Raw genomic sequence first — 24,246 nt, forward strand, 5'->3', positions numbered from 1 at the left:
CCTTAATAGACGCCTCCTTTCTTGGCCTTGGCCGAGAACTCCGTCTCTTTGCCATCCGCCAGAAGTTTTGCCTGTTCGACCCAGTTGTCACGGCTGACCCGGCCCTTGAACCCTTCAAGGTTCAGGTCAACCCACTGCACTTCCTCGTCATTCCACTTCGCCACTTGATCGAAATGGAAGAAACCCAAGCTATGAAGCAATTTCTCAAGCTTCGGCCCGACGCCCTTGATCATCTTCAGATCATCAGCCCCGGCCTTGCGCGGTGCCTTCATGGTGCGTGGCTTCTTGCCCGGCACCTCCGACTTGGCGGGCTCTGCCGGGGCCTTGACCGGCTTGGCCGCGGATTTTGCCGCAGGCTTGGCCTTAGTTGTCGCTTGCGCCTCTTGCTTGGTGATGCCGGTCTTGTCAGCCTTGGCATTCTTTGCAGGCTTGGGGGCATCTGCTTTGATCTCGGCGGGCGTCTTGCGCACTTTTACCGCCGGATCGGCAGGTTTGTGCATCGCGCCCTTGTCGCGCCACGGTGCCAAAAGTGGTACCTCGGTCCCGTCAATACGCTTGACGGTATCGCCGATCTCGGTCGCGCGGGCGACACTGGCGTTATACTGCGTCTTGCCGCTGTCGAATTCGGACAGGGATGTCAGGCCCGATTTGGGCTCCGACGCATAACGCCCGTTTTGCGGCCCCGGCGTCGGAACCTTGCCCGCCGCCAGTTCATCAAGGATCTCGCCCAACCGTTCGGCCGTCAAATCCTCGTAATAATCCTTGCCGATCTGCGCCATCGGCGCATTGGCACAGGCCCCGAGGCATTCCACCTCTTCCCAGCTGAACTTGCCATCCGCCGAAACTTCATGGGGGTTTGCCGATATTTTTTCCTTGCAAACACCGATCAGGTCCTCTGCCCCGCAAATCATGCACGATGTCGTGCCGCAAACCTGAATATGCGCCACGCTGCCCACCGGCTGAAGCTGGAACATGAAATAGAACGACGCCACTTCAAGGGCCCGGATATAAGCCATACCCAGCATGTCGGCGATGGTTTCAATCGCTGGACGGGTCAGCCATCCCTCTTGCTCTTGTGCGCGCCACAGAAGCGGGATGATAGCACTTGCTTCACGGCCTTCCGGGTACTTGGCGATCTGCGCCTCGGCCCAGGCTTGGTTGGCTTGGGTGAAGGCAAAGCTTTCGGGCTGTTCGTGATGGAGACGTCTCAGCATTCTTAAGCACAGGCTCCTGTGGTCAGTTTAACACCGCCCTCGGACAGGCGCTCGGCCTTGCCCGTCGACAGCATGTAAGAGGTGATCGCGGTCGATTGCTCACGTGTCAGGCCTGCCTGAAACTCGACCGGAAGATAATCGGATTCACCCACAAGTTCACAGCCGATGCTGGCCACGGCCAGTTCATACTCGGCGATATTCTCGGGCGTGGTGCCCTCGGGAGGCGTGTCACAGGCGGCCAACAACAGAAGGGCCAAACCGCCCAAAACAGAAACAGGTTTCACCGGTCAATCTCCCCGAACACGACATCCATTGTCCCGATGATCGCGGCCACGTCGGCCAACTGATGGCCCCCGGCCACGTAGTCCATCGCCTGAAGGTGCAAATAGCCCGGCGCCCGCAGTTTGGCGCGATAGGGTTTGTTGGTCCCATCGGCCACGAGGTAAACGCCGAATTCGCCCTTGGGGGCCTCGACGGCGGCATAAACCTCGCCCTCGGGCACATGGAACCCTTCGGTGTAAAGCTTGAAATGATGGATCAGCGCCTCCATCGAGCGTTTCATCTCACCGCGTTTCGGCGGCGTGACCTTACCGCGGGAAAGGATGTCGCCCTGCCCCTCGGGGGCGCGCAATTTTTCGATCGCCTGATGGATGATATGCAGCGATTGGCGCATCTCCTCCATTCGGCACAGGTAACGGTCATAGCAATCGCCGTTCTTGCCCACCGGAATCTGGAACTCGAACTCGTCATAGCATTCATAGGGTTGCGCCCGGCGCAAATCCCACGCCATGCCGCTGCCACGCACCATGACCCCCGAGAAGCCCCATTCCTGAATGTCTTGCTCGTTCACCACACCGATATCGCAGTTACGCTGCTTGAAAATCCGGTTCTCGGTCAGAAGCCCGTCAATATCGTCAATGACCCGCGGGAAATCCTTCGCCCATTCCTCGATATCGTCCAGCAATTCGGGTGGCAGATCCTGGTGCACCCCACCGGGCCGGAAATAGGCCGCGTGAAGGCGCGCGCCACAGGCCCGCTCATAGAAAACCATCAGCTTTTCACGCTCTTCAAAGCCCCAAAGTGGCGGGGTCAGCGCGCCAACGTCCATCGCCTGCGTGGTCACGTTCAGCAGGTGGTTCAAAATCCGGCCAATCTCGGAATACAGCACCCGGATCAGGGAAGCACGACGCGGCACCTCGACCCCGGTCAGCTTTTCGATGGCCAGACACCAGGCATGTTCCTGGTTCATCGGGGCCACATAATCCAGCCGGTCGAAATACGGCAGGTTTTGCAGGTAGGTGCGGCTTTCCATCAGCTTCTCGGTGCCGCGATGCAAAAGGCCGATGTGCGGGTCGCACCGCTCGACAATCTCACCGTCCAGCTCAAGCACGAGGCGCAACACGCCATGCGCCGCCGGGTGCTGTGGCCCGAAGTTGATGTTGAAATTGCGGATCTGCTGCTCGCCCGTCAGGGCGTCGTCAAACTTGGAGCCGTCCATTACGTCCGCCCTCCATCAATCTTGTCACGAAACGCCATGACCCATAGCAGGACTAGCGCCCCGAAAGGAATAATCGCTGCAAGCGCAACCCAGTTCGGGATGCCGAACTTGGGCAACAACCGCCAAAAGGGCACGACCACCAGTACGGCCATGACGAGCATGAACAAAAGGCCGCCACCGCCCATTCCGTAACCTCCGCCCATCACTTCGCCTCCTCTGTCTTTTCATCGCCCGGCAGGATGTATTCGGCACCCTCCCATGGGCTCATGAAATCGAATTGCCGGTATTCCTGAACAAGGCTCACAGGCTCGTAAACCACACGCTTCTGCACCTCGTCATAGCGCACCTCGGTATAACCCGTGGTCGGGAAATCCTTCCGAAGCGGATAGCCGCGGAAGCCGTAATCGGTCAGGATGCGCCGCAGGTCGGGATGCCCGGTGAACAGGATGCCGAACATGTCGAAAACTTCCCGCTCGAACCAGTTGGCACTTGGGTGAATATCCGTGATCGAGGGCACCATGTCTTCCTCGCGGCAGGCCACCCGCAGGCGGATGCGCTGGTTCTGGTACATGCTCAGGAAATGATAGACCACGTCGAACCGCTTGGCCCGCTCGGGGTAATCCACGCCGGTAATATCCACCAGCGTCGTGAAGCGGCAGGTTGCGTCCGACTTGAGGAAGTCAACCAGCCCGACGATATTGTTCAGAGCCACATTCACGTTCAACTCACCGTGGCTCACATCCCAGGTCAGCACACAATCAGGCCGCTTAGCCTCGATATGGGCACCCAATTCCTTCAGTGCGTTGCTCATCGTATTCGTCCTTTCGCGCACCGTTACCATGGCGCGCCGCAAATATTGCGCGCCTCAGCGCACGATCGTTCCCGTCCGGCGGATCTTGCGCTGCAACTGCATGATTCCATACACCAAGGCCTCAGCGGTCGGCGGGCAGCCGGGCACATAAATATCCACCGGAACGATGCGGTCACAGCCCCGCACAACGCTGTAGCTATAGTGGTAATAACCACCGCCATTCGCACAGGACCCCATCGAGATCACATAACGCGGCTCGGGCATCTGGTCGTAAACCTTACGCAGCGCCGGGGCCATCTTGTTGGTCAACGTCCCGGCCACGATCATCAGGTCCGACTGGCGCGGACTGGCGCGCGGGGCAGTGCCATAACGCTCAAGGTCATAGCGCGGCATAGAGGTATGCATCATCTCGACCGCGCAACAGGCCAGACCGAAAGTCATCCAGTGCAGGCTGCCCGTCCGGGCCCAGTTGATGATGTCCTCGGTCGAAGTGACAAGAAATCCCTTGTCCTGCAATTCACGGTTCAGGGCCTGCGTGGCATGTTCCCGGTCGGCACCCGCCGTATTCCCTCCGGTCGCTACTCCCATTCCATGGCCCCTTTCTTCCACTCATAGGCAAAGCCCGCCGTCAGCACGCCCAGGAACACCATCATCGACCAGAACCCCACCATCGACACATCCTTGAACGCCACGGCCCATGGAAAGAGCATCGCAATCTCAAGGTCAAAGATGATGAACAGGATCGAGACGAGATAGAATCGCACGTCGAACTTCATGCGGGCGTCATCGAAGGCGTTAAAGCCACATTCATACGCACTCAGCTTCTCGGGGTCGGGGTGGCGGACGGCCAACACAACGGCCGCAAGGATCAAAACAAGGCCCAGTCCGATGGCAATTGCCATGAGAACAAGGATGGGAAGGTATTCCCTCAGCATCTCTTCCACGGGGTGGCTCCTTCCATGCGCGCGACTCTGCGCACATCAAAATGGCTGCTTTCACATTCCACGGTTTACCCCTGCCCCCCGATGGGGTCAACCAACGGCAAACACATTCAAAGACGCGAAAGGGTTGAATTTCGCAAAATGTATGCATTGGTATGCAGATTTGCTCCGGGCTACAGATATTCCGCGCCCCCAACCACTGGACACATCTTTCCTGCACCGGGAGGTAGAGCGATTCTCTGGCTTGTCATCCCCTGAAACCGACGGGTCAGCTTGTCCAGCTCGGTTTGCGCTTGTCAAAGAATGCGCCGATTCCCTCGGGCGCTTCCTCCCCGTCCCAACACCGCGCCAACTCCGCGACCGTATGCGCAATCAACGCCTCATCGATCCGCGGCCCCATGTGCCGCAACAGGGCCTTGGCACGCGCCACCGCCTCCGGCGCACAATCCAGATATGGCAATACTTCCGCGTCTACGGCCTCGTCCAGCGCCTCCACCGGCACAGCACGCGCCAACAGATCGAGGTCAACCGCCTCAGCCGCACCAAAACGCCGCCCCGACATAAAGACCCGCCGCGCCTTGGCCTCCCCCATCCGCGCACAGACATAAGGCCCGATGGTCGCCGGTATCAGCCCCAGCCGTGTCTCGGTCAGCCCCATGAGAAGGGTATCGGCACCGATCGCCACGTCACAGACACTGGCCAGCCCCACGCCGCCGCCAAAGGCATTGCCGTGAATACGCCCGATCAACGGCTTGGGCATGGTATTGAGCGCCTGCAACATATGCGCCAACTTTGCCGCCTCTTTCGAGCGCACAGCGGGGTCCGCCTCGAACTGCTCACGCATCCATCCCAGATCGCCGCCCGCACAAAAACTCTTGCCCTCGGCCGCCAGCACAACGACCCGAACGGTATCATCCGCGCCCAAGGACTCTGCCGCAGAATGCAACTCCGCGATCATCTGCGCCGACATGGCATTGTGCTTTTCTGAGCGTGCCAACCAAAGGGTGGCGACACCTCGCGCATCGCGCTCAATCCTGATTGTCTCGCTCATTACGCCTCTCCTTCGATCCGCATGGCCCGCGCCATATCCACTGCCTTGTCCAATACATCCCTGTCCAACCCGGTCTCATAGCCCAACACGATCAGCCGGTCATGCACGCTTTCGGTAGCCACATTGCCCGCGGCCCCCGGCGCAAAGGGGCACCCGCCCAATCCGCCCACCGCCGCATCAAAGACCCGCACACCACGCGCCAACGAGGCTTCGATGTTTTCAAGGGCGCGCCCGGCAGTGTCATGGAAGTGCCCGGCCAATTGCTCCGCAGGCACCGCGCCCAAAACCGCCGCCAGCATCGCATCAACGGTCTCGGGCCGCCCCTGCCCGATGGTGTCGCCAAGGCTCACCTCGTAGCACCCCATCTCGAAAAGTGCCCCGGCCACACGGGCGACCTCGCCCGGCGCCACCGCACCGTCATAGGGACAATCGGTCACGCACGAGACATAGCCACGCACCGGCATCCCCGCCGCCTTTGCCGCCTCCGCGACCGGCGCGAACCGCTCAAGGCTTTCTTCGATCGTCGCGTTGATATTGGCCTTGGAAAATCCTTCCGAGGCCGACCCGAAAATTGCCACCTCATCCGCCTTGGCCGCCATAGCCCTTTCGAACCCGCGCATATTCGGAGTCAAAGCGGCATAGGACACACCCGGCGCACGCGTGATGCCGGCCAGAACCTCGGCACTATCGGCCATCTGCGGCACCCACTTGGGGCTGACGAAACTGGCCACTTCGATGCGCGAAAATCCCGCCCCGCTCAGGCAATCCACCAAGGCGATCTTGTCCGCCGTCGGGATTTGCCGTGCTTCGTTCTGCAACCCGTCGCGCGGGCCAACCTCGAATATCTCGACACGCTCAGCCATCCCAAACCTCATAGAATTCCTGTTCGTAGATCAAAGCACTGTCCGGTCCCGGCAGGGACTTGGCAAAGCTCTCCCGCTCGGTGATCCGCGCATACCACGCCTGCACTTCGGGATAGCCGTCCAGTCGCGCAAAGCGTCGCGCCATGTAAACCGCCTGCCCCACCGCGATGTCACAAGCCGAAAACCCACTGGTCAAAAGATAATCGCGGTTTTCCACGGGGGTCGAGAGCCGCGCCTCGATCGCCTCGTAACACTTGCGCAGCCGCGCCACCTCCAGCTTCATGATGATCGGGCTGCGCATCTCGTCTTCGTAAAGCATGATATGCTGTTGCGTCAGGGCCGCGACATGCTGGCTTATGGTCTCGGCGAAATGCACCCAGACAAGCCACGCCATCCGGTCCATATCCCCCGGCGCACGGCCCAGGCCCCATTCGGGAAACCGCTCGCACAGGTATTCCACCATGGCCCCGGATTCGAACATCCGCTCGCCCTCGATCTCCAGCGCGGGCACCCGCCCCGCGGGCGATAGCGTCAGGAATTCAGGCTGCCGCAAGCTCTTGTCAAAGGCATGTTCCACGACCTGGAAATCAATCTCCAGTTCATGCAGCAACCAAAGCACACGCATCGAGCGGCTTTGCGGCACATGATGAAGCGTGATCATGCCGCCGCCTCCCCGTCCTCGGCCAATTTGATCAGCGCAGCGCCAGCCTCTACTTGCGCGCCCTCCTCGACCAAAACGGCCTCGACCGTGCCATCGCGCGCCGCCAAAAGCGAATGTTCCATTTTCATCGCCTCCAACACGGCCAGCTTGTCACCCTCGGAAACCTCCTGTCCCGGCTTGGCCAGAACCGCTTTCAACAACCCTGGCATCGGCGCTTCGATCAGGTCCATATCGCCGCCCGCCATGGCATCGCGGGCCAGCGGGTCGATCACCTCGAAGGCCAGCCCGTATTGCGCAAAGACCGTGACAAGGTTGCCGTTCACTTCAACCTCGGGAGCGACTTGACCTTCCAGCATCCAACGCCCCCCAACCCGGCGCGCGGCGATCACCGTATCGCCTACCTCCACGTCATGAACCTCCGCACCCCGGCTATGCACGTAAACGCTCAGGTCCTCCCCCTCATGGCGCAGCTGCACCGCCCGGCGCAACGGCGCCCACAATGCAAACCCGGTCGCCGGGGCCGCCGCCTCCAACAGGCCCAGCGCCGCCAAGCCAGCCAAGGCCACCTCAGGCGCGCCCGCCTGCGGCGCCACCACAAGCGCATCCAGATCGCGGGCAATCAACCCGGTATCAACATCGCCATTGGCAAAACCCGCATGCCCCGCCAAAGCGCCCAGAAAGGCAAGGTTGGTCACTGTCCCCGCCACCTCGCAGCGCTCCAGGGCGCGCGACAGTTTGCGCAGGGCCGCCGCCCGGCTTGGCCCATGGGTGATCAGCTTGGCAATCATCGGATCGTAAAAGGGCGAAATCTCGTCGCCCGTACGCACGCCGCTATCGGCGCGGGCGCCATCGGGAAAGGCCAGATGCGCCAGGCGGCCCGTGGCGGGCAGGAACCCTTTCGGCACGTCCTCGGCATAAAGCCGCGCTTCAAAGGCGTGGCCGGTGATCTGCAGCTCCTCCTGCCGCTTCGGCAACCCCTCACCGCTGGCCACGCGCAACTGCCATTCCACGAGATCGACCCCCGTGATCGCCTCGGTCACCGGATGCTCCACCTGCAACCGGGTATTCATCTCCATGAACCAGAACCCATCGGCGCGCAGGCCTCGGCTCCCGTCCACGATAAACTCCACAGTACCCGCACCCTTGTAGCCAATGGCCTCCGCCGCGCGCACCGCAGCCTCGCCCATGGCGGCACGCATCTCCTCGGTCATCCCCGGCGCCGGGGCCTCCTCGATTACCTTCTGATGCCGCCGCTGAAGCGAACAATCCCGCTCGAACAGGTGCACGGCGTTCTGCCCATCACCGAAAACCTGCACCTCGATATGACGCGGCTGCTGAACGAATTTCTCGATCAAGACATCCGAGTTGCCAAAAGCCGTCGCTGCCTCGCCCTGCGCACTGGCCAGGGCATCGGCAAACTCCTCCGGGCGCTCCACAAGGCGCATCCCCTTGCCGCCACCGCCGGCCACGGCCTTGATCAGCACCGGATAGCCAATCGCCTCCGCCGCGCCCGACAAATGCTCGGGGTCCTGGTTCTCCCCGTGATAGCCCGGCACCACCGGCACGCCCGCGTCTTCCATCAAGGCCTTGGCCGCATCCTTCAGCCCCATGGCGCGAATGGCCTCGGCCGAGGGTCCGATGAATGTCAGATCCGCCGCTTCAACGGCCGCCACGAACTCCGGGTTTTCCGACAAGAACCCATAACCCGGATGGATCGCCTGCGCGCCTGTCTGCCGCGCCGCCGCGATAATCGCCTCACCACGCAAATAGCTCTCCGCCGGGGCCGAGCCGCCGATGTGCACCGCCACATCTGCCATCTGCACATGCTTGGCACCCCGGTCCGCATCTGAATAGACCGCGACCGTGCGCACCCCCATGGCCCGCGCGGTCTCCATTACCCGACAGGCGATCTCGCCCCGGTTGGCAATCAGGATCGTGTCAAACATCTCGTTTCTCCCATCCGCGAAGGTCATGATCCCCCGCTTCATCTTTCCCAAAATACTCCCGCCGGAGGCATCCTGCGCGCACCAAGGGCGCATCGTCCCCGGTCATAGCGCCACGCTCTACCACCGGCCCAGCGCCACCCGCGCCTCTTGCATCATCGTTTCAACAATCTCCGCCGCAGGCCGCACATCCTGGATCAACCCCACGGCCTCCCCGGCAATCGCGGGCGCGCCATCTGCATCACCCTTTGCCACGGCCTCGGCATAGGCATGCCGTGCCTCGGCACTGGCCGGACCACCCGGCACCTTTTCCCAGTCACGAACCCAGGCGTTGCGCAGGGTGCGAATGGTAAAGGGGGCAGGCCAATCCAAACCGCGGGCGATATCCGGCAGGCTGCTGCGCCGCGTGGCATCGCCCGAGGCCTCGACCGCCGCCTTGTGAAACCCCTCTGCCACCAAGGCCTCTTCAGCGGCCCAGAACCGCGTACCAACCAGCACCCCGTCGGCCCCCAGCATCAAAGCGGCGGCCAATCCCCGGCCATCGGCAATTCCACCGGCGGCCAGAACCAGCGCATCGCGGGCCACGGCATCCACCACCTCGGGCACCAGCGTCATGGTCCCCCGCGTGGCGCCATGCCCCCCGGCCTCGGTGCCTTGCGCGACGATCACATCTGCGCCCGCATCCCGCGCGGCCCGCGCTCCGGTAAGGTCCTGCACCTGCACGAAGCTCGGCACGCCTGCCGTCCGCGCCCGCTCGACATACGGCGCGGCCTCGCCAAAGGACAAGAACACCGCTGCAGGCCCCCGTGCCAAAACCGAGTCGAACACCCCCGGGTCCGCCTCGTCCAGCGCCCATGTGATAAAACCACACCCCACGGGTCGATTGCCCGCCTCGCCGAACTGCGCCGCGATCCAATCGGCATCGCAATAGCCTCCGCCGATGAACCCAAGGCCCCCGGCGTCGCTCACCGCACCCGCCAGACGCCCACCTGCCGCCATGGCCATGGGCGCGCTGACAATCGGGGCCTTCAGCCCAAAGCGTTCGGTCAACCGAGTCTTCACGCGACGCCCTCCCTTACATCCGGAACACGCCAAACCGCGTGTCTTGAATGGGCGCGTTCAACGCCGCCCGCAGGCTCAGGCTCAGAACCTCGCGGCTCTTGCGCGGGTCAACGATGCCGTCGTCCCACAGCCGCGCGCTGGCATACAAGGGATGGCTCTGCCGCTCGAACATCTCCACCGTGGGGCGTTTGAACTCTGCTTCCTCCTCGGCGGACCACGCGCCGCCCTTGCGCTCGATGGCATCTCGCTTGACGGTGGCCAGAACGCCCGCGGCCTGCTCGCCGCCCATCACCGAAATCCGGCTGTTGGGCCATGTCCACATGAAGCGCGGCTGATAGGCCCGACCGGCCATGCCATAGTTGCCCGCGCCGAAACTGCCGCCCACGACCATCGTGACCTTGGGCACATTGGTGGTGGCCACCGCCGTCACCATCTTGGCACCGTGCCGTGCGATCCCCTCGTTCTCATACCGCCGACCCACCATGAATCCGGTGATATTCTGCAAGAATACCAAGGGGATATGCCGCTGACTGCACAGTTCCACGAAATGCGCGCCCTTCTGCGCCGCCTCGCTGAACAACACGCCGTTGTTGGCGATGATCCCCACGGGGCAGCCCTCCACATGGGCGAAACCACAGACCAGCGTTTCACCAAACCGCGCCTTGAACTCGTCAAACCGCGAACCATCCACGACGCGCGCAATGACCTCTCGAATATCATACGGCGTGCGCAGGTCGGCCGGCACCACACCCAGCAACTCCTCGGGGTCATAGGCCGGGGGCTCGGGGCTCTCGAACCGAACACCGGCCACATTGGCGGCCCCAAGGTTGCCCACCGCCCGCCGCGCCAGCGCCAGCGCATGCGCGTCATCCTCGGCCAGGTAATCCGCCACGCCTGACAGGCGGGTATGCACATCGCCCCCGCCCAGGTCCTCGGCGCTCACCACCTCGCCAGTGGCGGCCTTCACCAAGGGCGGTCCGGCCAAAAAGATCGTCCCCTGCTCTTTGACGATGATCGTCACATCGCTCATCGCGGGCACATAGGCGCCGCCAGCAGTACACGACCCCATGACAACCGCGATCTGCGGAATGCCCTTGGCGCTCATCTGCGCCTGATTATAGAAAATTCGCCCGAAATGGTCGCGATCCGGGAAAACCTCGTCCTGGTTGGGCAGGTTTGCCCCGCCGCTATCCACCAGATAGACGCAGGGCAAGTGGCATTCCTCGGCGATCTCCTGCGCGCGCAGGTGCTTCTTGACGGTCATCGGGTAATAGGTGCCACCCTTCACCGTGGCGTCGTTGCACACCACCATCACGTCCCGGCCCTGCACCCGGCCCACACCGGCGATCACCCCGGCACAGGGGGCGGCCCCGTCATACAGCCCATGCGCCGCCGTGGCGCCGACCTCCAGAAACGGGCTTCCCGGGTCCAAAAGGTTGGCCACCCGCTCGCGCGGCAGCATCTTGCCCCGCCCCACATGCCGCTCGCGCGCGCCCTCGCCCCCCCCGGCGGCGGCCAAGGCGGCGGCCTCCTCCACAACGCGCAGCGCTTCAAGATGCCCCTCGCGGTTGGCCTTGAACTCATCCGACGCCGGAATCGCCTTCGATTGCAGTTTCATCCCGTTCCTCGCTTCTCAAGGCCACCTACGGCCCGCCAATCTGTTGTATTTTTGCCGCAATGCGGCACGACCCGCGCAACTTGACCCAAATCAAGGCGACTCGTCCGCCCCAAGCGCAGGGTCCGCCGCGAAGGACGCGCACGAATAGAAAGAAAACGACCATGAAAAGACTCACAGCTCTCACTCTCGCCACAGCCCTCACTGCTGTCGCCGCCCCGGCCCTCGCTCAGGAAAAAGGCGACATGCTTCTCGGCCTCGGCATCGGCTACATCCAGCCCACCGACAGCTACAGCGGCACCCCTGGCACCCCACTGCGGGTCGATGGCAACGCCCGCCCCACGCTGACGTTTGAGTATTTCATCGCCGACAACATCGGCATCGAGGTTCTGGCCGCCACGCCCTTCGAGCACGACATCGAAACACCCGCAGGCGACATCGGCAAAACCAAGCACCTGCCGCCCACGGTTTCGCTGCAATATCACTTCACCAACAATTCCAGCATGACCCCCTTCATAGGGGCCGGTATCAACTACACCACCTTCTGGGATGACCGCCTCAACAGTGGCGCTCCACTGAAGCTTGATGATAGCTGGGGCTATGCCCTGCACGCCGGGATCGATTTCGCAGTCAGCGAAAAGGCCGCCATCCGGACCGACCTTCGCTACATCGACATCGAAACCGACGCAAGTTCGGGCGGGACGGCACTTGGCAAGGTCAAGATCGACCCGGTCGTCTTCGGTGTCTCCTACGTGATGAAATTCTGATCCACCACTCAGGACAGTGATCGAAGGGCCAGCCACCGCGCTGGCCCTTTTTTCGTGGGCACAGGCGATCATTGCGCCGCCTCCGCCGCTGCGCGGGCCTTCAACTCCTTGCGGATCACCTTGCCGGTAACCGTCATCGGCAAGGCCTCAAGAAACTCGATCTCTCGCGGGTACGAATACTGCGCCAGCCGCGCCTTGACATAGTCGCGCAACGCCCCGGCCAGGTCCTCGCCAGCCTCGAAACCGTCTTTCAAAACCACATAGGCCTTCACCACCTCGGTGCGCAGCGGGTCGGGCTTGCCGACAACCCCCACCGTGGCCACGGCCTCATGGGTCAAAAGACAATCCTCGATCTCGGCAGGGCCAATGCGATAGCCCGCAGAGGTGATCACGTCATCCTCGCGCCCGACAAAGCGCAAATACCCCTGATCCCACTGCCCGCGATCCCCTGTCAGCATCCAGTCACCCCGGAATTTCTCTGCCGTTTCCCCGGGCTTGTTCCAGTACTCCAACATCATGCTGGCCGCGCCCCGGCGAACGGCGATATCGCCCTCGCCTTCCGTGACCGTTCCAGCCTCATCAAGCACCCCGATCTCGAACCCCGGCACCGGCTTGCCAATGCAGCCCGGGCGCGGCGCGAAGAGGGCATTGCAACTGCTGGCGACCATGTTGCACTCGGTCTGGCCGTAAAACTCGTTGATCGTCAGGCCAAAAGCCACGCGTCCCCAGTCCAGCATTTCGGCCCCTAAAGGCTCTCCGCCACTGGCCACACTGCGCAGCCCTGCAACCTCCTGATCGGCCGCCTTCAGCATCCGCAGGGCCGTGGGCGGGAAAAACACGTTGCGCACCGCGCCCTCGCGGACGATCCGGGCGCAGTCCCCGGGGGTGAACTTCGGCAACCGTGCCGCCACCACCGGCACGCCCAGCGCCAGCCCCGGCATCAGCACATCGAACAACCCGCCGATCCACGCCCAATCGGCGGGCGTCCAAAGGCAATCACCGTCTTGTCCCAGAAAATCGTGGCTCATCTCGACACCCGGCAAATGCCCCATCAGCATCCGGTGCCCATGCAGCGCGCCCTTTGGGCTTCCCGTGGTGCCGCTGGTGTAAATCAAAACCGCCGGGTCTTCCGGCCCGGTCGGGGCAGGATCAAACGGCGCCTCGTCCAACGTCAGGGGCTCGGGTAACAGCGCCCGCGCCTGCATCCCCTCCAACATGCCAGCGCCCTCGGCATCGGTGACAACCCAGACCGCGCCAGCATCGCCAACACGGCTTTCCAAGGCATCGTGCCGGAACAGCTTGAACAGCGGGATGGAAATCGCCCCCAGCTTCCAGATCGCGATATGCGCCGCCGCGCACCACGCATCCTGTGACCGCAAAACGCCCACCCGATCACCGCGCGTCACACCCCGCGCCTGCAAACCCCGGGCCAGGCCATCCGCCATCCGGCGCAACCGGCCATAGCTGATTTCCTCGCGCCCCTCGCTCAGGTCAAGGATAGCGGCCCGATCCGGGGCACGCGCGGCCCAGTCATCACAAACCTGCACAGCCATATTCAGCCGCGCCGGCAACTCCCAGCGGAACCGGGCACAGATCGCGTCATAGCTTTCACCCCGGCTCAACATGACCGCCCCGGTGCAACTATTCGTTCAGACGGTAATAAAACTCCACCGCGCGCTCCGCGGCCATATCGCGGTAACAGGTAGCCGCGAAAATGACCCGGATCGACCCTTCGCGCCACTTGTCGTACACGCGCGCGCATTCCGCTTCCCGGTCCTCGCTCCAGCGTCGTTGATCGGCCAGCAAGCGGTCCACGTCGCCGCTTGTCTTTTGCCGTTCCTTCAAACGTGCCAACCATGCATCGAGCAGGTGGTCCCACGCCGCCGTCTCTCGCATGATGCAGTCGGAAATCTCGATGGTCGTCTTGCCGCCACAGGCGCTTTTGATGATTCCGACACAACCACCAATCACCCGCTCCTGCGGCGCACCCTTGGCGTAATTCCGAACGCACGCCTCGATCTGCGCGACATCGGCCGCGCCCTCCGCCTCCGCATGGGAGGCCGCGGGCCAGATCGCGGCAAGCAACAGTAGAATCCAGCGCATGGCGCCCTCCATGGCAGCTCGGCACAACACGTGCCAGCCTACCACGGATCGCGCCTGACGCACAGATGCGGCGGGACTGGGTCACCCCATGGCCCCCATCAATTCGCGGCCCACCAACATGCGGCGAATTTCGCTCGTGCCCGCGCCGATCTCCATCAGCTTGGCATCGCGGAAAATCCGTGCCACCGGCGCATCGTTCAGGAACCCGGCGCCGCCCATGGCCTGCACCGCCTGATGCGCCTGCACCATGGCCTGTTCACTGGCATAAAGACAGCAGGCCGCGGCATCCTGCCGGGTCACGTCGCCCCGGTCACAGGCCTTGGCCACCTCGTAAACATAGGCCCGCGCGCTGTTCATCGCCGTGTACATATCGGCGATCTTGCCCTGCATAAGCTGGAAATTCCCGATCGGCTGCCCGAACTGCTTGCGCTCGGCCAGATAGGGCATGATCTCGTCCAGACAGGCTGCCATGATCCCGGTGCCGATCCCGGCCAGAACGACGCGCTCGTAATCGAGGCCCGACATCAGAACGCGAACGCCCTTGCCTTCCTCGCCCAGCACATTCTCGAACGGCACTTCCACATCGTCGAAAATCAACTCGGCGGTGTTGCTGCCCCGCATCCCCAACTTGTCGAAATGCGGACTGGTCGAAAACCCGGTCATCTCCTTCTCGATGATAAAGGCCGTGATCCCCTTGGCCCCGGCCTCCGGGTCGGTCTTGGCATAAACCACCAGTGTGTCGGCATCCGGCCCGTTGGTGATCCAGTACTTGTTGCCGTTCAGCTTGTAATGATCGTTGCGCTTTTCCGCGCGCAGCTTCATCGAAACCACGTCGCTCCCCGCGCCCGCTTCGGACATGGCCAAGGCGCCCACATGCTCGCCACTCAGCAGCTTGGGCAGGTACTTGGCCTTCTGCGCCTCGTTGCCATTCAGCTTGATCTGGTTGACGCAAAGGTTCGAATGCGCCCCGTAAGACAAGGACACACTGGCCGAGGCCCGCGCAATCTCCTCCACCGCGATGACATGCGCAAGGTATGACATATCCGCGCCGCCATATTCCTCGGGCGTGGTGATCCCCAGAAGGCCCAGCTCCCCCATCTCTTTCCACAACTCGTTGGGAAATGCGTTGGACGCGTCGATCCCGGCGGCCATGGGCTTCACCCGCTCCTGCGCCCACCGATGAACCATCTCCCGCAGGGCATTCACGTCCTCGCCCAGATCATATTGCATCACCGCGTTGAACATCGCGCCTCGCCTCCCGCTTCCGGCATTTATTGAACACTTGTTCATTTATAGCCACAAAGCCCGAGTCGGGTCAATCCCGGACTCTGCCGGGCCCTGACACATTCACTTTTCCTGAAATATTCCGGGGGAGGCGTTGAAAATCCCATTTTCAACGTCGGGGGCAGCGCCCCCAATCCCTACGCGCCCTGCCCCTGGTAGACCGCGCCCACCTCGGCCCGGATAATCCGCGCAATCTGTGCGCAATCCTCAAGGCTGAAGGTCAGCGGCAGGCGCATGTCCAGAATGCCGCGCAAAATCCGGTCGCTCTTGGGCATCCGCTCAGACGGGGCATAGCGCCAACTGTCATAGCGGCTGGTGAACCCCGCAGGCTCGGCCCCGCCGAACCACTTGAGCTCCACACCCCGTTTCAAACAGCGCGAGACCACCTCGCCAATCGCGCTATCTTCCCAATCCAAAAGCAAAAACTGGATCGACGACCCCACGAATGTCTCGCTCTCGGGCCGCTCGACGATCTGCAAGCCGGGCGTCCCGCGCAGCCCCTCCTCGACCACGGCATACCGCGCGTTCCAGGCCGTGCATTGTGCGTCCAGCTTCGCCAATTGAGGCCGCAGGATCGCCGCGCGCAGATGGTCCATCCGCCCGGACACATTGGGCGTTTCATATTTCACCCGCTCGAACACCTCGTCCGGCGGAACCGTCCCGTTGCGCCCATAGAGCATGTACGAGCCGGACAGGATCGTGGCCCGCGCCGCGATCTCGTCATCGTCGGTGACCAGCAACCCGCCCTCGCCCGAGTTCATGTGCTTGTAGGTCTGCGTCGAATAGCACCCCACAACACCCCAACGGCCCGACGGCACGCCCTTCCACGCCGCCCCCATCGTATGCGCGCAATCCTCGATCACCACGATTCCGGCGCCATCGCAAATTTCCATCAGGCGCTCCATATCGCACAGATGGCCGCGCATGTGGCTCAGCATCAAAACCTTGGCCTCGCCCACCTTGTTACCCAGATCGTCAAGGTCGATGGTCAGGCTTTCGGTCACGCCCACGAAAACGGGAACCGCCCCGACGCTCGCAATCGCCCCCGGCACCGGGGCCAGCGTGAAGGCATTGGTCAGAACCCTGTCGCCGGGTTTTACGCCCACTGCCCGCAGGGCCGTGGCCATGGCATAGCCACCCGACGCGACGGCCAGCGCATATTTTGCGCCGGTGTACTCCGCGAATTCACGTTCCAGCAGCCCGGCTTCGCCCACCTCGTCGCCCACAAGGTTATAACGGTGCAACCGCCCGCTGCGCATCACCTCCAGCGCGGCTTCGATCCCCTCGTCGGGGATCGGCTCCTGCTGGGTGAAGTTTCCTTTGAATATCTCGCTCATAAAGTTGTTTTGCGCCGCCGCGGCGCAACCGTCAAACCTTTTCCCCCTCGCCAAGCGCCTCTTCACGAAAACCGAAAATCCCCTGTATCCTTTCCAAAAGCCTCATCCGATCAAGTCTCGCACTACATCGCTCAATTCACCATAATTCGCGATCATCGCCTCGGGTTTCAGGGCGGCCACGCCCTCGCCATCCGGCCCGAAAGTCACCAGAACCGAGGGCACCCCCGCCGCGCGGCTGGTCTCGCGGTCGGTCACCGTATCGCCCACCAGAAGGCTGCGCGCCGGATCGCCGCCCGCGCGCCGCACCGCCTCGCGCAAGGGCTCGGGGTCGGGCTTGCGCACCGGCAGGGTATCGGCCCCGATCAAGGCGCCGAAGGCGTCCAGCACCCCCAGCCGCGTCATCAATAGCCGCGCCAGCCCTTCGGGCTTGTTGGTACAGATCGCCACCCGGTAACCGGCCTGCCGCAGGGCCTCCACCGCCTGCATCGCACCGGGGTATAGCGCCGTGTGCGTATCGATTGCCCCTTCGTAAGCCTCAAGAAGCAAAGGATAATTCCGGTCCACCTCGGCCTGGTCACCGGCGCGGCCCAACCGCTCCATCCCCAGCGCCAGCATGGCCCGCCCGCCGCGAAAGGCCGTGGCGGCATCGCGCACCGGGTCCAACAGATCGCCCGCGCCCATGCCCCGGAAACAGGTATTCGCCGCCGCGATCAAATCGCCGCTGGTATCGGCCAATGTCCCGTCCAGATCGAAAACAACCGTCCGCATGTTCTCACTCTCCCGCCTCAAACGGGCGTTTTTCCGCCCATCCCTGTCACAAACCGAAATCTGGTTTGATCCATTGCCACCTTGCACAGCATGGGCAACCCGATAAAACGGGCGGAACAGGAATACAAAGAGAAACCGTATGAGCACAGCACTGATCCTCCTTGCCGCCGGGCAAGGCTCCCGCATGAAATCCGACCTGCCCAAGGTCCTGCATCAGGTGGCGGGCGCGCCCCTGCTGGTTCATGCGATGAAGGCGGGGGCGGTGCTCGACCCTGACCATACGGTCGTGGTCGCGGGTCACGGGGCCGAGGCGGTCAGCAAAGCCGCCCAAGCTCATGACGAGACCGCGCAAATCGCCATCCAGTCCGAGCAGAAAGGCACCGCCCATGCCGTGGCCCAGGCCGCGCCGCTTCTGAACGGCTATGAGGGCGACGCCATCGTGCTCTATGGCGACACCCCCTTTATCCGCCCCGAAACCCTGGCCCGCATGGCCGAGGCCCGCAAGGCCCATGACGTTGTGGTTCTGGGGTTCGAGGCCGCCGATCCCGGCCGCTATGGCCGCCTGAAGATGTCCGGCGATGCGTTGCAGGCCATTGTCGAATTCAAGGATGCCGACGAGGATGAGCGCGCCATAACCTTCTGCAATTCCGGGGTGATCTGCGCCGCGGCTCCCCTGCTGTTCGACCTGATCTCGAAGGTCGGCAACGACAATGCCAGTGGCGAATATTATCTGACCGACATCGTGGGCCTCGCCCGGTCACAGGGCCTCTCGGCTACCGCCATCGCCTGCGACGAGGCCGAGACGATGGGTGTCAACTCGCGCACCGATCTGGCCCGCGCCGAAGCCGCCTTTCAGGCCCGCGCCCGCGCCGCGGCGCTGGACAACGGCGTCACCCTCACCTGCCCCGAGACCGTGCATTTCGCCCATGACACCCACGTCGGCCGCGACACGGTGATCGAACAAAACGTCGTCTTCGGCCCCGGCGTCACCATCGAATCCGGCGCGCATATCCGCGCCTTTTCGCATCTTGAGGGCTGCCACGTGGCGCGCGGCGCCACTGTCGGGCCCTACGCCCGCCTGCGCCCGGGCACCGAACTGGCCGAAAACACCCGCATCGGCAATTTCGTGGAAACCAAGAACGCGATCATCGACACCGGCGCCAAGGTCAACCACCTCAGCTATATCGGTGACGCCCACCTGGGCGAGGAAACCAATGTCGGCGCGGGCACCATCACCTGCAATTACGACGGCGTGATGAAGCACCAGACCGAGGTGGGCAAGCGCGTCTTCATCGGCTCCAGCACCATGCTGGTGGCCCCTGTGAAAGTGGGCGACGAGGCCATGACCGCCTCTGGCTCCGTCATTACAAAAGACGTGGCCGAAGGGGCCCTTGCCATTGCCCGGGGCCCTCAGGTCGAGAAACCCGGGATGGCGCGAAAATTGTTCGAAATCTTAAAATCCAATAAAGCAAAAAGAGATAAAGGGGTAAAATAATGTGCGGTATTGTAGGCGTCCTAGGCAAACACGAAGCGTCTCCCATCCTCGTCGAGGCCCTCAAGCGACTGGAATATCGCGGCTATGACAGCGCCGGGATCGCCACGCTGCACGAAGGCCATCTCGAACGCCGCCGCGCGGTGGGAAAACTGGTCAATCTCTCCGACCTGCTGGTGCACGAGCCGCTGGCCGGCAAGGCCGGTATCGGCCACACCCGCTGGGCCACCCACGGCGCGCCGACGCTGGGCAATACACACCCGCATCGCGCCGGGCCGGTGGCCGTGGTGCATAACGGGATCATCGAGAACTACCGCGAATTGCGCGCCGATCTGGCCGAACGCGGCATCGGGTTCGACACTGACACCGACACCGAAACCGTGGCGCTGCTGACCCATGGCTATCTCGATCAGGGCTATGCCCCCATCGACGCGGCGAAGGCCACAATCGACCGGCTGGAAGGGGCCTATGCGCTGGCCTTCCTCTTCGATGGCGAACCCGACCTGATGATCGCCGCCCGAAAGGGCAGCCCGCTGGCCATCGGCCACGGCGAGGAGGAGATGTACGTCGGCTCCGACGCCATCGCGCTCGCCCCTTTCACCAACCGGATCACCTATCTCGAAGAAGGCGACATCGCCGTCCTCAGCCGCACGAGCCTGACGATCACCGATGCCAACGGCGAGCTGGCCAACCGCGAGGTCCGCACCATCCGCATCGACAGCACACAGGTCGACAAGGGCGGGCACAAGCACTTCATGGCCAAGGAGATCGCCGAACAACCCTCCGTCATCGGCGATGCCCTGCGCCATTACCTTTCCGACGATGGCCGCGACGTGGTGCTGCCCGGCGCAGATCTCGATTTTACCCAGTTCGACCGCATGATCATGGTCGCCTGCGGCACCGCCTATTACGCCTGCCTCACCGCGAAATACTGGTTCGAGCAACTGGCCGGAATGCCGGTCGAGGTCGATATCGCCTCGGAATTCCGCTATCGCGAACCGCCCATTCCCGCCCGCACCGGCGCGCTTTTCGTCAGCCAATCGGGCGAAACCGCCGACACGCTGGCCGCCATGCGCTATTGCGAGGGGCGCGCCGACAAGGTGCTTTCTGTGGTCAATGTCCCCGAAAGCTCCATCGCCCGCGAGAGCGACATCGCCCTGCCGATCCTTGCCGGCACCGAAATCGGCGTCGCCTCCACCAAGGCGTTCACCTGCCAGCTCACGGTGCTCTTGCTGCTGGCCCTCAAGGCCGCCCATGATCGCGGGACCCGATCCCCCGAGGAGTTGGCCGATACGCTCTCCAACCTGCGCGGGTTGCCCGCGACCATCAACCACGCGCTCGAACTGGACCCGGCCTTCAAAACCGCCGCCCGACAGTTGGCCGAGGCCGACAACGCGCTGTTCCTGGGCCGGGGCCTGATGTACCCCCTCGCACTGGAAGGTGCCCTGAAACTCAAGGAAATCAGCTACATACACGCCGAAGCTTATGCATCGGGGGAGCTCAAGCACGGCCCGATCGCCCTCATCGACAAAACGATGCCGGTGGTGGTCATGGCCCCTTGCGACGCGCTTTTCGACAAGACCGTTTCCAACATGCAGGAGGTCATGGCCCGCGGCGGCAAGGTCATGCTGATCACCGACCGCGCGGGCGCCGAAGCGGCCAATGATGGCGTCTGGACACAGATCACCCTGCCCGATGTCGACCCCATCCTGTCGCCCATCCTCTATGCCCTGCCCGCACAACTTCTGGCCTATCACACGGCAGTCGCAAAGGGCACAGACGCGGACCAGCCGCGCAACCTCGCAAAATCCGTGACGGTGGAATAACCCCGACGCGCCCCGGGCATGCCCCGGGGCCTCACAGGGTTTGCACACAAAGAACCGGGATGGTCACCGCGGGCCGACACGGCCTCAGTTCAGCCGGTAAACCTTCACCTCTGGCAGTTCGGTCAGGCCAACCCCCAACAGGCGCATCGCCGCCAGAGAAAGCTGGCTACCCGCCCCGCGCGGCGCATCCAGCGGCAGAAGGTCCACCGCAACCTGCGCGCCACTCGCCGGATCCTCCACACGCCCCTTGGCGGGCGCGCTGACAAGCGGTGTCTTCATCCAGATACCGGCCTCCGACGGCGCGCCCAGCGAGGCAATCGTTGTCCCCAAAAGTTTTGCCCCGGCCCCGCTTTGCGCCGTCTGAACCGCCGCGAGACGCTCTTCTTCGGTGGTGGTATCGAACTCTTCAGCGGTGCGCGCGCCCTCGGGCGGGCGCTGGCCCATAGTCACACCGGATGGTCGCACCCTTGGCCGGGTTTGCCCCTCCGCCGGGGTCAGCACCTCGATATCGCTTTTCGGCCCAGCCCGGTCAAAAAGTCCCTGACCCGGCGTACAACCGGCCAGCGGCATGGCCAGAATGGCAATCGCAAAACCTGTTCTCATAAGAATAGTCGTAAACCCGTACCAACTGCCCTGCAACGACCAAGATCGTACTTGCCCCACCCCGGGCAAAGCCTTACCTTTTCACTCATGACCGCACCTCTTATTGATCCATTCCAGCGCGCGATCTCCTACCTGCGCGTCTCCGTCACGGACCGCTGCGATTTTCGCTGCGTCTATTGCATGTCCGAGAACATGACTTTCCTGCCCAAGAAGGAATTGCTGACGCTCGAAGAACTGGACCGCATGTGTTCGACCTTCGTACGCATGGGCGTTGAGAAACTTCGCATCACGGGCGGGGAACCCTTGGTGCGCAAGGGCATCATGACGTTTTTCAACTCCATGACCCGGCATTTGGACTCCGGCGACCTCAAGGAACTGACCCTCACCACCAACGGCAGTCAGCTTGAGCGTTTCGCCGATGATCTCTACGCCGCCGGGGTGCGCCGGGTGAATATCTCGCTCGATACGCTCGACGAGAAAAAATTCGCCGACATCACCCGCTGGGGCCGTCTGCCCCAGGTCATCAAGGGGATCGACGCGGCACAACGCGCAGGCCTGCGCGTCAAGATCAACACCGTGGCCCTCAAGGGGTTCAACGAAGAAGAGCTGTTCACCCTCGTCGAGTGGTGCAAGAACCGCGACATGGACCTGACGTTCATCGAGGTCATGCCGATGGGCGACATCGGCAATGAAGACCGCCTCGACCAATACTGGAAACTCACGGACCTGCGCGAACGGCTGGCCGAAAATTACACCCTGACCGACCTGCCCGAGCGCACAGGTGGCCCCGCCCGCTATGTCCGGCTTGAAGAAACTCAACAAAAAATTGGATTCATCACCCCGCTAAGCCATAATTTCTGTGAATCTTGCAACCGCGTCCGCCTCACCTGCACCGGGGAGCTTTACATGTGCCTCGGTCAGGAAGACATGGCCGACCTGCGCGCGCCCCTGCGCAACAACCCGGGCAATGACGCGCCTTTGGAAGAGGCCATTCGCGCCGCCATCGCGCTCAAGCCCAAGGGGCATGACTTCGATTACTCCCGCCAGTCGGTCGATGGCCGCATGACGCGGCACATGAGCCACACCGGCGGCTGATGTCCGGGCCTGCCGCGCCCCTGCCGGTCCGCCTCTACGGCGTGGCCGCCAACCTGATCGCGCCACTGGCCTACCGCCGCGTGCGCGCCAAGCTCGAGGCACAAGGCACCCCGGCAGGCCGCGTCAGGGAACGCATGGGCCGCGCCACCGTGGCCCGCACCGAAGGACGGGTCGTCTGGTTCCACGCGGCCTCCGTCGGCGAAAGCCTTTCGGTCCTGCGCCTCATCGAGGAAATGGGCCTACAGCAACCCGATTTATCCTTTCTCATCACCTCCGGCACGGCCACCTCGGCCCAGATCGTCGGCAAACGCCTGCCCCCGCGCACACAGCACCAGTTCGCCCCCCTCGATTCCCGCCGCGCCGTGGCGCGGTTTCTCGATCACTGGCGCCCCGAGGCGGCCGTTTTCGTGGAAAGCGAGCTTTGGCCCAACATGCTGCGGGGGGCCAAGGCGCGCGGCCTGCCATTGGCCCTCGTCAATGCACGCATCTCCGACAGGTCCGCCCGGAACTGGAAACGTCTCTCCGCCACCGCGCGCCACCTGCTGGATCATTTCACCCTGATCCACTGTCAGGATGCCCGCACCGCCCGCCATTTCCACGACATCGGCCTTGCCCACGCCGCCCCGGGCGTGAACCTCAAATCCCTCTCCGGCGCGCTGCCTTTCGACAAGGTCGAACTCACCCGCCTGCGCGAGGTGATCGGCGCGCGCCCCTTCTGGCTCGCCGCCTCCACCCATCCGGGCGAAGACGAAGTGATGATCGAAGCTCACAAAGCCCTCCTCAAGACCCTCCCCGAGGCACTTCTCCTCCTCGTGCCCCGTCACCCCGAGCGCGCCAACCAGATCGAAGTGCAACTGGCCGAGGCCGGCCTGACCAGTGCCCGGCGCTCAACCGGCATGGCCCTGACGCCCGACACCCAATGCTACCTCGCCGACACCCTGGGCGAGATGGGCCTGTGGTACGCGCTTTCGCCCGTCACCTGCCTCTGCGGCTCCTTCGCGCCCGTGGGCGGCCACAACCCCTATGAACCCGCCCACGCGGGCTCGGCCATTCTTCACGGGCCGCTTTATGCCAATTTTTCCGAGACTTACGCCGATCTCGCAGCCCAGAACGCCGCTACCGAGGTGACCGATGCAAGGGCGCTTGCCAAGGAACTGACCACGCTTCTGACCAAGCCCGACACCCTCGCCACCCGCCGCGCCGCCAGCCGCGCCTTCGCCGCCGGTCAGGCCGACGCGCTGCACGACATGGCCGAAACCCTTTCCAAGGCGCTGTCACTGGGCTAAGCAATCGGCACACAATACCAAGGCCC

Annotated in this window: 24 protein-coding genes; 5 read left to right on the plus strand and 19 right to left on the minus strand. The window is 63.2% G+C overall.

Annotated features, from left to right (window positions below):
- Nucleotides 1-2: 2 nt before the first annotated feature.
- The 13 genes from FDP25_RS02710 to FDP25_RS02770 all read right to left on the minus strand — a co-directional run bounded on the left by FDP25_RS02710 (nucleotide 3) and on the right by FDP25_RS02770 (nucleotide 11,662).
- Entirely contained in the window at nucleotides 3-1,214 is a 1,212-nt protein-coding gene (locus tag FDP25_RS02710) for an NADH-quinone oxidoreductase subunit E (protein ID WP_154148688.1), read from the minus strand.
- A gap of 2 nt (nucleotides 1,215-1,216) precedes the next feature.
- Nucleotides 1,217-1,498, minus strand: a complete 282-nt coding sequence (locus FDP25_RS02715) for a hypothetical protein (protein ID WP_343031941.1) — start codon at nucleotides 1,496-1,498, stop codon at nucleotides 1,217-1,219.
- On the minus strand, nucleotides 1,495-2,712 hold the full coding sequence (locus FDP25_RS02720) for an NADH-quinone oxidoreductase subunit D (RefSeq protein ID WP_154148690.1): 1,218 nt from the start codon (nucleotides 2,710-2,712) through the stop codon (nucleotides 1,495-1,497). The genes FDP25_RS02715 and FDP25_RS02720 overlap by 4 nt, the downstream gene beginning before the upstream one ends.
- Nucleotides 2,712-2,915, minus strand: coding sequence for a hypothetical protein (locus tag FDP25_RS02725; RefSeq protein WP_246175746.1), 204 nt, complete (start codon nucleotides 2,913-2,915; stop codon nucleotides 2,712-2,714). The genes FDP25_RS02720 and FDP25_RS02725 overlap by 1 nt, the downstream gene beginning before the upstream one ends.
- Nucleotides 2,915-3,523, minus strand: coding sequence for an NADH-quinone oxidoreductase subunit C (locus tag FDP25_RS02730; RefSeq protein WP_154148692.1), 609 nt, complete (start codon nucleotides 3,521-3,523; stop codon nucleotides 2,915-2,917). Before FDP25_RS02730 ends, FDP25_RS02725 begins: the two co-directional genes overlap by 1 nt.
- 54 nt (nucleotides 3,524-3,577) lie before the next feature.
- The gene (locus tag FDP25_RS02735; protein ID WP_154148694.1) at nucleotides 3,578-4,111 is read right to left on the minus strand and encodes a NuoB/complex I 20 kDa subunit family protein; all 534 of its coding nucleotides are present in this window, start codon (nucleotides 4,109-4,111) and stop codon (nucleotides 3,578-3,580) included.
- The gene (locus FDP25_RS02740; RefSeq protein ID WP_343031942.1) at nucleotides 4,102-4,467 is read right to left on the minus strand and encodes an NADH-quinone oxidoreductase subunit A; all 366 of its coding nucleotides are present in this window, start codon (nucleotides 4,465-4,467) and stop codon (nucleotides 4,102-4,104) included. Before FDP25_RS02740 ends, FDP25_RS02735 begins: the two co-directional genes overlap by 10 nt.
- A 265-nt stretch (nucleotides 4,468-4,732) precedes the next feature.
- The gene (locus FDP25_RS02745) at nucleotides 4,733-5,515 is read right to left on the minus strand and encodes a crotonase/enoyl-CoA hydratase family protein (protein ID WP_154148696.1); all 783 of its coding nucleotides are present in this window, start codon (nucleotides 5,513-5,515) and stop codon (nucleotides 4,733-4,735) included.
- Nucleotides 5,515-6,378: a hydroxymethylglutaryl-CoA lyase gene (locus FDP25_RS02750; RefSeq protein ID WP_154148698.1), complete on the minus strand. Its 864-nt coding sequence runs from the start codon at nucleotides 6,376-6,378 to the stop codon at nucleotides 5,515-5,517. The genes FDP25_RS02745 and FDP25_RS02750 overlap by 1 nt, the downstream gene beginning before the upstream one ends.
- Nucleotides 6,371-7,039: a glutathione S-transferase family protein gene (locus tag FDP25_RS02755; protein ID WP_154148700.1), complete on the minus strand. Its 669-nt coding sequence runs from the start codon at nucleotides 7,037-7,039 to the stop codon at nucleotides 6,371-6,373. The genes FDP25_RS02750 and FDP25_RS02755 overlap by 8 nt, the downstream gene beginning before the upstream one ends.
- Nucleotides 7,036-8,985, minus strand: a complete 1,950-nt coding sequence (locus tag FDP25_RS02760; protein WP_154148702.1) for an acetyl-CoA carboxylase biotin carboxylase subunit — start codon at nucleotides 8,983-8,985, stop codon at nucleotides 7,036-7,038. Before FDP25_RS02760 ends, FDP25_RS02755 begins: the two co-directional genes overlap by 4 nt.
- Nucleotides 8,986-9,102: 117 nt before the next feature.
- Nucleotides 9,103-10,044: an NAD(P)H-dependent flavin oxidoreductase gene (locus FDP25_RS02765; protein ID WP_343031943.1), complete on the minus strand. Its 942-nt coding sequence runs from the start codon at nucleotides 10,042-10,044 to the stop codon at nucleotides 9,103-9,105.
- Nucleotides 10,045-10,057: 13 nt separating this feature from the next.
- Nucleotides 10,058-11,662, minus strand: a complete 1,605-nt coding sequence (locus FDP25_RS02770; protein WP_154148704.1) for a carboxyl transferase domain-containing protein — start codon at nucleotides 11,660-11,662, stop codon at nucleotides 10,058-10,060.
- Between the two features lie 161 nt (nucleotides 11,663-11,823).
- On the opposite strand from FDP25_RS02770, the gene FDP25_RS02775 reads away from it, so the two are divergent.
- Complete coding sequence (locus FDP25_RS02775; protein WP_154148706.1) at nucleotides 11,824-12,426, plus strand: OmpW/AlkL family protein; 603 nt, start codon at nucleotides 11,824-11,826, stop codon at nucleotides 12,424-12,426.
- A gap of 68 nt (nucleotides 12,427-12,494) precedes the next feature.
- Here the strand turns inward: FDP25_RS02775 and FDP25_RS02780 are convergent, their stop codons facing one another.
- From FDP25_RS02780 to FDP25_RS02800, 5 genes are all read right to left on the minus strand, one after another.
- Nucleotides 12,495-14,051 (minus strand): AMP-binding protein, encoded by a 1,557-nt coding sequence (locus FDP25_RS02780; protein ID WP_154148708.1) that lies wholly within the window; start codon nucleotides 14,049-14,051, stop codon nucleotides 12,495-12,497.
- A gap of 16 nt (nucleotides 14,052-14,067) precedes the next feature.
- The gene (locus tag FDP25_RS02785; protein WP_154148710.1) at nucleotides 14,068-14,529 is read right to left on the minus strand and encodes a lysozyme inhibitor LprI family protein; all 462 of its coding nucleotides are present in this window, start codon (nucleotides 14,527-14,529) and stop codon (nucleotides 14,068-14,070) included.
- 81 nt (nucleotides 14,530-14,610) lie between these two features.
- Nucleotides 14,611-15,774 (minus strand): isovaleryl-CoA dehydrogenase, encoded by a 1,164-nt coding sequence (locus FDP25_RS02790; protein WP_154148712.1) that lies wholly within the window; start codon nucleotides 15,772-15,774, stop codon nucleotides 14,611-14,613.
- A gap of 176 nt (nucleotides 15,775-15,950) precedes the next feature.
- Nucleotides 15,951-17,150, minus strand: coding sequence for a DegT/DnrJ/EryC1/StrS family aminotransferase (locus tag FDP25_RS02795; protein ID WP_154148714.1), 1,200 nt, complete (start codon nucleotides 17,148-17,150; stop codon nucleotides 15,951-15,953).
- Between the two features lie 102 nt (nucleotides 17,151-17,252).
- A complete protein-coding gene (locus FDP25_RS02800) occupies nucleotides 17,253-17,918 on the minus strand; it encodes an HAD-IA family hydrolase (protein ID WP_154148716.1) in 666 nt (221 codons plus the stop codon).
- 139 nt (nucleotides 17,919-18,057) lie between these two features.
- Here FDP25_RS02800 and glmU point away from each other — a divergent pair, with 139 nt between their 5' ends.
- Both glmU and glmS read left to right on the plus strand, forming a co-directional pair.
- On the plus strand, nucleotides 18,058-19,413 hold the full coding sequence (gene glmU / locus FDP25_RS02805; RefSeq protein ID WP_154148718.1) for a bifunctional UDP-N-acetylglucosamine diphosphorylase/glucosamine-1-phosphate N-acetyltransferase GlmU: 1,356 nt from the start codon (nucleotides 18,058-18,060) through the stop codon (nucleotides 19,411-19,413).
- On the plus strand, nucleotides 19,413-21,236 hold the full coding sequence (gene glmS / locus FDP25_RS02810) for a glutamine--fructose-6-phosphate transaminase (isomerizing) (protein ID WP_154148720.1): 1,824 nt from the start codon (nucleotides 19,413-19,415) through the stop codon (nucleotides 21,234-21,236). Before glmU ends, glmS begins: the two co-directional genes overlap by 1 nt.
- A gap of 84 nt (nucleotides 21,237-21,320) precedes the next feature.
- On the opposite strand, the gene FDP25_RS02815 is transcribed toward glmS, so the two are convergent.
- On the minus strand, nucleotides 21,321-21,839 hold the full coding sequence (locus FDP25_RS02815) for a hypothetical protein (RefSeq protein WP_154148722.1): 519 nt from the start codon (nucleotides 21,837-21,839) through the stop codon (nucleotides 21,321-21,323).
- A gap of 87 nt (nucleotides 21,840-21,926) precedes the next feature.
- Here FDP25_RS02815 and moaA point away from each other — a divergent pair, with 87 nt between their 5' ends.
- A complete protein-coding gene (gene moaA, locus FDP25_RS02820) occupies nucleotides 21,927-22,934 on the plus strand; it encodes a GTP 3',8-cyclase MoaA (protein WP_154148724.1) in 1,008 nt (335 codons plus the stop codon).
- Nucleotides 22,934-24,220: a 3-deoxy-D-manno-octulosonic acid transferase gene (locus FDP25_RS02825; RefSeq protein ID WP_154148726.1), complete on the plus strand. Its 1,287-nt coding sequence runs from the start codon at nucleotides 22,934-22,936 to the stop codon at nucleotides 24,218-24,220. Before moaA ends, FDP25_RS02825 begins: the two co-directional genes overlap by 1 nt.
- Nucleotides 24,221-24,246: the final 26 nt, after the last annotated feature.

It is taken from the genome of Roseovarius bejariae, from assembly GCF_009669325.1.
GTDB classification, from domain to species: Bacteria; Pseudomonadota; Alphaproteobacteria; order Rhodobacterales; family Rhodobacteraceae; genus Roseovarius; species Roseovarius bejariae.

Bases quoted from the DNA above. Each gene is read 5' to 3' on its own strand.
- FDP25_RS02710 (WP_154148688.1), bottom strand. From the start codon at position 1,214: ATGCTGAGACGTCTCCATCACGAACAGCCCGAAAGCTTTGCCTTCACC.
- FDP25_RS02720 (WP_154148690.1), bottom strand. From the start codon at position 2,712: ATGGACGGCTCCAAGTTTGACGACGCCCTGACGGGCGAGCAGCAGATC.
- FDP25_RS02725 (WP_246175746.1), bottom strand. From the start codon at position 2,915: ATGGGCGGAGGTTACGGAATGGGCGGTGGCGGCCTTTTGTTCATGCTC.
- FDP25_RS02730 (WP_154148692.1), bottom strand. From the start codon at position 3,523: ATGAGCAACGCACTGAAGGAATTGGGTGCCCATATCGAGGCTAAGCGG.
- FDP25_RS02735 (WP_154148694.1), bottom strand. From the start codon at position 4,111: ATGGGAGTAGCGACCGGAGGGAATACGGCGGGTGCCGACCGGGAACAT.
- FDP25_RS02745 (WP_154148696.1), bottom strand. From the start codon at position 5,515: ATGAGCGAGACAATCAGGATTGAGCGCGATGCGCGAGGTGTCGCCACC.
- FDP25_RS02750 (WP_154148698.1), bottom strand. From the start codon at position 6,378: ATGGCTGAGCGTGTCGAGATATTCGAGGTTGGCCCGCGCGACGGGTTG.
- FDP25_RS02755 (WP_154148700.1), bottom strand. From the start codon at position 7,039: ATGATCACGCTTCATCATGTGCCGCAAAGCCGCTCGATGCGTGTGCTT.
- FDP25_RS02760 (WP_154148702.1), bottom strand. From the start codon at position 8,985: ATGTTTGACACGATCCTGATTGCCAACCGGGGCGAGATCGCCTGTCGG.
- FDP25_RS02770 (WP_154148704.1), bottom strand. From the start codon at position 11,662: ATGAAACTGCAATCGAAGGCGATTCCGGCGTCGGATGAGTTCAAGGCC.
- FDP25_RS02775 (WP_154148706.1), top strand. From the start codon at position 11,824: ATGAAAAGACTCACAGCTCTCACTCTCGCCACAGCCCTCACTGCTGTC.
- FDP25_RS02780 (WP_154148708.1), bottom strand. From the start codon at position 14,051: ATGTTGAGCCGGGGTGAAAGCTATGACGCGATCTGTGCCCGGTTCCGC.
- FDP25_RS02785 (WP_154148710.1), bottom strand. From the start codon at position 14,529: ATGCGCTGGATTCTACTGTTGCTTGCCGCGATCTGGCCCGCGGCCTCC.
- FDP25_RS02790 (WP_154148712.1), bottom strand. From the start codon at position 15,774: ATGTTCAACGCGGTGATGCAATATGATCTGGGCGAGGACGTGAATGCC.
- FDP25_RS02795 (WP_154148714.1), bottom strand. From the start codon at position 17,150: ATGAGCGAGATATTCAAAGGAAACTTCACCCAGCAGGAGCCGATCCCC.
- FDP25_RS02800 (WP_154148716.1), bottom strand. From the start codon at position 17,918: ATGCGGACGGTTGTTTTCGATCTGGACGGGACATTGGCCGATACCAGC.
- glmU (WP_154148718.1), top strand. From the start codon at position 18,058: ATGAGCACAGCACTGATCCTCCTTGCCGCCGGGCAAGGCTCCCGCATG.
- glmS (WP_154148720.1), top strand. From the start codon at position 19,413: ATGTGCGGTATTGTAGGCGTCCTAGGCAAACACGAAGCGTCTCCCATC.
- FDP25_RS02815 (WP_154148722.1), bottom strand. From the start codon at position 21,839: ATGAGAACAGGTTTTGCGATTGCCATTCTGGCCATGCCGCTGGCCGGT.
- moaA (WP_154148724.1), top strand. From the start codon at position 21,927: ATGACCGCACCTCTTATTGATCCATTCCAGCGCGCGATCTCCTACCTG.
- FDP25_RS02825 (WP_154148726.1), top strand. From the start codon at position 22,934: ATGTCCGGGCCTGCCGCGCCCCTGCCGGTCCGCCTCTACGGCGTGGCC.